10 protein-coding genes are annotated in these 7,748 nt (G+C 39.2%); 7 read left to right on the plus strand and 3 right to left on the minus strand.

Going from position 1 to position 7,748, the window contains the following annotated elements:
- Nucleotides 1–176: 176 nt before the first annotated feature.
- Complete coding sequence (locus GQR46_RS13075) at nucleotides 177–347, minus strand: oxidoreductase-like domain-containing protein (RefSeq protein ID WP_010553991.1); 171 nt, start codon at nucleotides 345–347, stop codon at nucleotides 177–179.
- Nucleotides 348–459: 112 nt separating this feature from the next.
- Here GQR46_RS13075 and GQR46_RS13080 point away from each other — a divergent pair, with 112 nt between their 5' ends.
- Together GQR46_RS13080 and GQR46_RS13085 are read left to right on the plus strand one after the other, a co-directional pair.
- A complete protein-coding gene (locus tag GQR46_RS13080; RefSeq protein ID WP_165741172.1) occupies nucleotides 460–882 on the plus strand; it encodes a hypothetical protein in 423 nt (140 codons plus the stop codon).
- Nucleotides 883–969: 87 nt separating this feature from the next.
- Nucleotides 970–2,334, plus strand: coding sequence for a leucyl aminopeptidase family protein (locus tag GQR46_RS13085; RefSeq protein WP_165741173.1), 1,365 nt, complete (start codon nucleotides 970–972; stop codon nucleotides 2,332–2,334).
- A gap of 38 nt (nucleotides 2,335–2,372) precedes the next feature.
- Here the strand turns inward: GQR46_RS13085 and GQR46_RS13090 are convergent, their stop codons facing one another.
- A complete protein-coding gene (locus GQR46_RS13090; RefSeq protein WP_165741174.1) occupies nucleotides 2,373–2,759 on the minus strand; it encodes a VOC family protein in 387 nt (128 codons plus the stop codon).
- Nucleotides 2,760–2,829: 70 nt separating this feature from the next.
- Nucleotides 2,830–3,909: a ketoacyl-ACP synthase III gene (locus tag GQR46_RS13095; protein ID WP_165741175.1), complete on the minus strand. Its 1,080-nt coding sequence runs from the start codon at nucleotides 3,907–3,909 to the stop codon at nucleotides 2,830–2,832.
- A gap of 329 nt (nucleotides 3,910–4,238) precedes the next feature.
- Between GQR46_RS13095 and GQR46_RS13100 the strand changes: the two genes are divergently transcribed.
- From GQR46_RS13100 to GQR46_RS13120, 5 genes are all read left to right on the plus strand, one after another.
- Nucleotides 4,239–4,643 carry a DUF4440 domain-containing protein gene (locus GQR46_RS13100; RefSeq protein ID WP_101216128.1) on the plus strand — a complete coding sequence of 135 codons (405 nt, stop codon included), beginning with the start codon at nucleotides 4,239–4,241 and terminating at the stop codon, nucleotides 4,641–4,643.
- Between the two features lie 61 nt (nucleotides 4,644–4,704).
- Nucleotides 4,705–5,946, plus strand: coding sequence for a sensor histidine kinase (locus GQR46_RS13105; protein WP_206009579.1), 1,242 nt, complete (start codon nucleotides 4,705–4,707; stop codon nucleotides 5,944–5,946).
- Complete coding sequence (locus tag GQR46_RS13110; RefSeq protein ID WP_165741177.1) at nucleotides 5,943–6,470, plus strand: response regulator; 528 nt, start codon at nucleotides 5,943–5,945, stop codon at nucleotides 6,468–6,470. Before GQR46_RS13105 ends, GQR46_RS13110 begins: the two co-directional genes overlap by 4 nt.
- Before the next feature lie 24 nt (nucleotides 6,471–6,494).
- Nucleotides 6,495–6,917, plus strand: coding sequence for a DCC1-like thiol-disulfide oxidoreductase family protein (locus GQR46_RS13115; protein ID WP_165741178.1), 423 nt, complete (start codon nucleotides 6,495–6,497; stop codon nucleotides 6,915–6,917).
- A 102-nt stretch (nucleotides 6,918–7,019) separates the two neighbouring features.
- Nucleotides 7,020–7,298 (plus strand): peptidylprolyl isomerase, encoded by a 279-nt coding sequence (locus GQR46_RS13120; RefSeq protein WP_008171402.1) that lies wholly within the window; start codon nucleotides 7,020–7,022, stop codon nucleotides 7,296–7,298.
- The last annotated feature ends 450 nt before the right edge of the window (nucleotides 7,299–7,748 follow it).

Below are 7,748 nucleotides of genomic sequence, written 5' to 3' on the forward strand. Positions count from 1 at the left end.
GAAGTCCTATTTACAGACTATAGATAAAAAACAGGAAGGGCAATTACTAATTAACTATTTGATAACAAAAAGATTCAATTTAAGAAAAAATGCAACAGTGGTGCAAAGTAAAGGCAAAATGAACTAAATAGGTGCAAATAGGGTTGTTGAGAGGAAAATTAATGCGTTATCAGTATTTAAATGTTATTTATTTGTTTCTTTTTGGTGGGGTTTTCAATGTTTTGTGCACATCGCCAAGTTGCTAATTTTTCTTTATATTCATCCCACACGCAGGGGCAGCAACTGCCTCCACCGCAGCATTCATCAGATTTTGGTTTTTCAGGTTTTTGCGGTAATTGGTTTGTCATATTCAGTGTTGTTGTATGTATTTAATACTAATTTGGTGCAAAGGATAAGTTAAAGGATGTTGTAAGTAAATTATTCTTTGTGAACCTGTGTTGCTGTGTGAAAATAAAAGTTATGCGATTATATAAAGTTATTCACCGTGCACCTTGGCGGGTAGTTAAAATTAGTAAGAAACGCCAACAGCTGCGTTTTCGTCGTGCTATGGTGGCGCTTAAAATTGCACTTGCTCAAGAAAGGCAAGAAACCAAAGAGATGCTTTCTATTTATAGGCGCTATACCCAAGGCCAAACAAGTAAAGAAGAATTAAAACGCGCTAATGAACAGTTTGTTGATATTTTGAAAGGGTTAGGGCTCGGTGTGTTTGCAGTATTACCTTTTGCCCCGCTTACAATTCCTTTAGTTGTTAAATTAGGGAGTTTAGTGGGAGTTGATGTACTGCCAAGTTCGTTTAATATGAACAAATCTATTAAAGAACTTGATGCTAAAATAGATCAAGAAAATCAAAAGCAAGAATCCAAAAATAGCTTAAAAAAGTAACTAAAATCCCTTCAAATTAGCGATACCTTTTAGGTGCGCTTATTGATATGCTCTTAAGTACCATTTTTATATTATATGAGCTTTTTAATGAGTGCATTACTACGTCATACATCTTCTGGTATTCCTTTATCTTTTATTCTTAAAAACGAATTATCTGACTGGCAAGCACAGCAGCCTGCATTTATACAAAATTGGTTAACTAATACAGGTTTTGAAAAGCAAGGTGTTGCTTTAATCCCTGATGCTAAAACTGGCGAGTTAAGCCACGTATTTTGTTTAATGCAAAGCAACGATGATTTTTGGGCAGCGGGTAATTTAGCAAATACACTTCCTACTGGTACTTATCAAATTCAAGGCGAGAGCGCTTTTGTAGAGCAAGTTGCTTTAGGGTTTGTGCTTGGTGGTTATGAATTTAGTGAATACAAAGAAAAACCAACAGCAAAAGCGCAATTAGCCATTAGCGATAAAGCGTTGTTTGAGCGTATTAGCCAACAAGCTGATGCTATTACACTTGCGCGTGATTTAGTTAATACGCCAGCGGTAGATATGATGCCGCAACATTTATCGCAAGTAATGGAAGATTTAGCTGCAACTTACAATGGCGAATTTTCACAGTGGATTGGCGATGAGTTACTAGAGCAAAACTACCCGACTATTCACATGGTGGGTCGTGCAAGCGAAAATAAACCACGTTTACTTGATTTAAAATGGGGCGCGACAGATGCTCCATTAATTACACTAGTAGGTAAGGGCGTATGTTTTGACTCAGGTGGACTTGATTTAAAGCCAAGCTCTGGCATGCGTAACATGAAAAAAGACATGGGCGGCGCGGCGCACGTAATTGCACTAGCACAGCTTATTATGGCAGCTAATTTACCAATTAGATTACGAGTGCTTGTACCTGCTGTTGAAAATGCAGTATCGCGTAATGCATTTCGCCCAGGCGATGTAATTAAAACGCGCAAAGGTATTATGGTCGAAATTGATAATACCGACGCTGAAGGGCGCTTAGTCTTGTGTGATGCATTAAGTGAAGCACAAAACGATAACCCTGAACTAATTATTGATTTTGCTACTCTTACGGGCGCATGTCGTGTTGCATTAGGCACAGAGCTTCCGGGCTTTTTCTCAACAGAGCGCGATGTAGCAAACGGTATTATTGATGCAGGTTTAAGTGTACACGACCCTGTTTGGCAACTTCCGTTGTTTGAGCAATACAAAAGCTTACTAAAAAGTGATGTAGCCGATATGGCAAACTGCGCAAGTACACCGTTTGGTGGTGCTATTACTGCAGCGCTTTACTTAAAAGAATTTGTTGAACCAACAACACCGTGGGTACACTTTGATGTAATGGCGTGGAACTTACGTGCATTACCAGGTCGTCCAACGGGTGGTGAAGCGTTAGGTATTCGTGCTGTATTTAACTACTTACAAAACCGTTTTAATAAATAAGTTTTTGATTCAATAGTAAGAACTTGAGCTTATGAGTGTTAAACCTCATACAGCTCAAGTGGCAAGTTATCTGGATCGGCAAAAAAGGTAAACTTTTTGCCGGTTATTTCATCCACTCTAATATCCTCAACGTTTACTTCGCACGACTCTAAATACGTTTTAGCACTCTGTACATCCGCTACCTTAAAAGCTAAATGTCTTAAGCCGTGTGCTTCGGGATAGCTTGGTCTTACAGGCGCTCCATCAAACGAAAATAGCTCTATTTGGCTACCATCGGGCATGGCTAAATCTAATTTATATGAATTACGATCAGCTCTAAAGTGCTCATTAATAACGTTAAGTTTAAGTACATTACTATAAAAGTGTTTAGAACGTGCGTAGTCACTACAAATAATCGCAGCGTGATGAATCCCTAAAAGTTTCAAATTTAATTCCTTAAAAAGCAAAAACGCACTTAAATAAGTGCGTTTTAAATGTGGCTTATTACATCTCGTGTTAGCTTGGCTGCGCTTCTTTACATGCTTTAACGGCCGGTGCTACAAGTTCTAAACCGGTTTTATCACATGGCGGTAAAGCGGCATCGCTTACACTAATAGGCGTTACGCGTTCGCCCCATTTTATGTAACTTGCAGCCCACGTAAGGCCTGCACCAAATGCAGCAGACATAATGTTTGAATGCGGTTTAATTAACCCTTGCTCAACGGCTTCACATAACGCAATAGCAATCGTAGCAGCAGAGGTATTACCATACTCACCAATGTTAACCATTACTTTTTCGTCAGGTACTTTTAAACGATGCTGAATAGCCTGAATAATACGTAAGTTAGCTTGGTGTGGAACGAGTACATTAATGTCATCAAGGCTCAAATCGGCTTGTTTAAGTACATCGTCACACGCTTCACTCATACCTTTAACAGCACGTTTAAATATTTCACGACCTTCAAATAATAAATCAGACGGGCCAATTGGCTCATACTTATTTAAATCGCTACCAAAGTTAGTGATGTGTAAAATATCGCGGTCTTCACTGTCACAACCGGTTTTGGTTGCCAGTAAACCTGCTGGTGTTTCTGCAGCTTCAAGTACGACCGCACCTGAACCATCGCCAAATAAAACAGCGCTATCGCGACGTGACCAGTTTACGTACCACGTCATGCGCTCTGCAGCTATTACTACTGCTTTTTTGATCATACCGGCTTGAATTTGTGCTGTAGCGGCTTGCAATGCATATAAAAAGCCAGAACATGCCGCGTTTGTATCCATTGCGGCAGCGCCGGTTGCACCAATATTTTTTTGCACTTGTGAGGCGGTATTTGCCACAACAGTAGAAGGTGTACAAGTGGCTAATATAACTAAATCAATATCTTTAGGGTCAACGCCTGCGCACGCAATAGCATGCTTAGCTGCAACGGTTGCCAGCTCGGCGGTACTTACATGGCTCACTCGGCGAGATTTAATGCCAGTACGCGTGGTTATCCACTCGTCGGTGGTATCAACTATTTCACTAATTTCATCGTTGCTAATGCTTGCTGGTGGAATGCATTTACCCCAACCAGTGATATGTGCGTAAGGCATAGTATGTTCTCTTAAGGTGGTCTGACATGTGTTACTAATGGAGACGTTATATCAAAAATTGCCTTTCAAGACCAGTTTATAAGGTGTTTTGGCTTGTAATTACTGATAATTAAAAGAGAATTATGTATAAGTTGATTTAAAAAAGAGCAAGCCTAAGTATAATTTTAATATTCAGGTTGATCACTATTCTTATAATAAAAATTAGTGGCTTGAGTGTTGGTATGCAAGCAGATAGTATTAATTCGATAACTTATTGTCGAAATACTACCGTATTTTTAGAGTGTCATGAGTTATAAAGTAAAGTTAAATTATAAATAATAGGGAAGGTTATGAGCAGCAAAATAAAAGTGTCGTTGTTTAATCATTTGATTGACGCTGAGCGCCAGTTATTAGACCCAGAGGTTCGCCAATCTGAGCGCGCATTAGATGCTTTACTCGATGATGAATTTATCGAAATTGCTGCCAACGGCACTACGTTCAATAAATACCAAGTGCTTACCCGTTTACCTACCGAGGTTGTACCACAATTTTATAATCAGCATTTTAAGGGCCGAATGCTGAGCGATGATGTAGTACAACTAAGTTACCAAGCCGCTTATAGACGCTCTGCTCGCAGTGAATTTAATTATTCATTGCGTATGTCGCTTTGGCGCCAAACTAATGGGCAATGGAAGATGGTGTTTCATCAAGGAACGCCTTGTGCGCCGTTTTCAATTTCGATGGATGATGATTAAAAACCACATACCCGTTAAAATACCCTTATTAAACATTTGATTAGGCAATTACCTTTTGTTAATGCGTACCGACCCCACTATTAGTCGACTATTAATGCTGCGAAGCGGCGCTATTGCGGTGCAATTAATCGCTGTGCTTAGCGTTTATTTTTTACTAGAATATCAAATTGCATTACTGCCTTTACTAATTGTTATTGCTGTTGAGGCTGTTTTTCAGCTTATTAGCCTGTTTGCTTATCGTAATGTAAGCCAGGCTAAACCTTTGGGTATGTTGATGCAGCTAACTGCAGACGTATTATTTTTAACGGTTTTGCTTTCGCTAAGCGGCGGTGCAACCAATGCATTTGTATCACTGTTATTGCTCCCAATAATGATAGCTGCTGTTACGCTGCGAGAAAAAGGATTAGCTTATATTGCAGTGTTAGCCATTGCCGCATACAGTTTTTTGCTGATAAAGATGCCCGATCACAGTATGCATCAAATGAATATGAGTGGTCACTTTATTGGCATGTGGGTTAATTTTGTTTTAAGTGCTAGTGTAATTGCACTTGTTATTGGTGCAATGAGCAGGGCACTTAAAGAGCGAGAGCGAATTATTGCAAACGTGCGTGAAAAACAATTACGTAACGAACAGCTTGTTACCCTTGATGGCGCTGCTGCACAAATAACCCATCAACTTGCGACCCCTATAGCAAATTTACAGTTACTGTTTGAAGAGTTATTAGAAGATCAACCAAACAACCCCATTGTTAAGCACATGCAAGCGCCGCTTACTCAGTGCAGTACACAGCTTAACGACTTTAGAAAACTCTCAGAGCAATTACGCCTTAAAAATTCGCAAGAGCATGTAACGGTAAAGCAACTGCAAACGCAAATTACAGACACACTTTTACTGCAATACCCTGATCAGCACATTAAATGGATTACGCCACCAATTGCAGCAACGCTATTGAGTGATGCGATGTTATTGCCTGCTATTTTAAATTTATTGCAAAACGCCGCGCTCGCCAATCAAAAGCAAGGTCAAACTCAATTAGAGCTGAGTTGGCAGCAAGACAACTTACATAGCGAATGCGTTTACTTGTTAATTCGCGATTTTGGCCCTGGCTTTTCGTCATCGCAATTAGCAGAGCTGGGCGGGCAACTTATGCCAAGCGATCAGGGAATGGGGCTTGCTGTGCTTTTATCAAATGTTACTTTTGAGCGTTTAAATGGCTCACTTACCTTGTTTAACCATGCAGATGGCGGCGCTGTCGCCAAAGTTAAACTCGCTATTGTAAACACTGAGAATAACGCCTCATGAAGTTACTTATAATTGAAGACGACATTAATTTAGCCAGCACACTGGCAAGGCGCTTAACTAAACAAGTCTTTACCTGCGAGGTGGCGCATAATCAAAGTGATGCGTTACTTGCTGCGCGTAAACTATTGCCTGACTTTGTTTTATTAGACATGAAACTAGGTGACGACAACGGACTTGCACTCATAAAGCCGCTGCGTAGTTTGCTCCCCCAAGCACATATTGTTTTACTAACCGGGTTTGCAAGTATTGCAACCGCAGTAGAGGCAATGCGTTTAGGCGCAAACGACTACCTTACTAAACCGGTTGATATGGCAACATTATTAAAAGCGCTTAACACCGAGCCTGTGGCATCGGCATCGAATGTTATTGATGATGCAGTTATGTCGCCGGAGCGCTTAGAGTGGGAGCATATTCAACAAGTGCTTCACAGCAATAATGGCAATGTGTCGGTTACCGCAAGGCAACTTAATATGCACAGGCGCACGTTACAGCGTAAATTACAAAAAAAGCCGGTGCAACAGTAAAGTACTTAATTTAAGGAAGGTGTTATGAGCGATGATGCAGCTACACTGATGCAAAATCAGAAAATTATATTATTTGATGCGCAATGTAAGCTGTGCAGCGCGTGGTGTAATTTTATTATTAACAATGATGCCAATACCATTTTTAAATTATGTAGCGTGCAATCTCCTAAAGGTGAATTGTTGTTAACGCATATTGGTTTTTCAACAACAGAATATGCCTCAATGGTTTACCTAGAAAACGGCAAAGCGTATACACAAAGTCATGCTTTTTTTAACGTTGTTAAGCAACTTGGTTACCCATACAAACTAGCAAACGTATTTAGTATTTTGCCAAATAGGTTTAATAATTGGTTATACGATAGGGTTGCTTTAAACCGCTATACCTTATTTGGAAAATATCAGTACTGCAGAATACCCAACCCAGATGATGCTAAACATTACTTATAAATTAGGCGTTAATACACTGCAGCATAAGTAGATGCTAGGTTTATGAGGTTGTGTTAAAATCGCCGCGTTTAATTTTAGCTAACGGTATAAAAGGCTTTTTTCATGGCAAACACAGCACATGCACTTCACATTTTGGTTAAGCACAAAGAAATTGCAGAAGATATTATTAAGCAATTAGGTAAAGGTGCAAAGTTTCAAACCTTAGCTAAAAAGTATTCGTCATGCCCATCGGGCAAAAAAGGCGGTGACTTAGGTGAATTTGGACGCGGTCAAATGGTCCCACAGTTTGACAAAATTGCATTTAAAGGCGCAATTTTAGAGCCACACCTAGTTAAAACTAAATTTGGCTGGCATGTAATTAAAGTACTTTATCGTACTTAATTTGCTTAAGCCGTTTGGCAAATTGACGCCGTATTGGGGAGCGTCAATCTCATCACCTATCATAAACTCTAAACTTGGACGAACTAAGAATTAGGATGGGTGTCATCTTAATTTGTTTGAATAAATGTAGGCGTAATTAGTTCTGTTAATGGGTTTCGAATACAGTTTTCTTTACCTTTGCAACTTGTCATAGACTAAAAATTAAAGAAGATGTTACCTTAAGCATATAGAGATTATAAAAATTATTGTAAAATAACATTATTCAAAAGAATAACGTAGCAGTACAACTGAAGAATTTTAAATAGTTCAGTAAACACTTAGGATAAACGGCTTCTACATTTAAATTTAATTGTCGTTATTACACATTAGTTTTAAAATCGTTTAAAGGGATATTAATAAAGGGATAAAACGATGAACCCAAGCTCTCAACAAGTATTAAACAATTTATAC

The organism is Pseudoalteromonas sp. Z1A6 (genome assembly GCF_011378745.1).
Taxonomy (GTDB): domain Bacteria; phylum Pseudomonadota; class Gammaproteobacteria; order Enterobacterales; family Alteromonadaceae; genus Pseudoalteromonas; species Pseudoalteromonas arctica.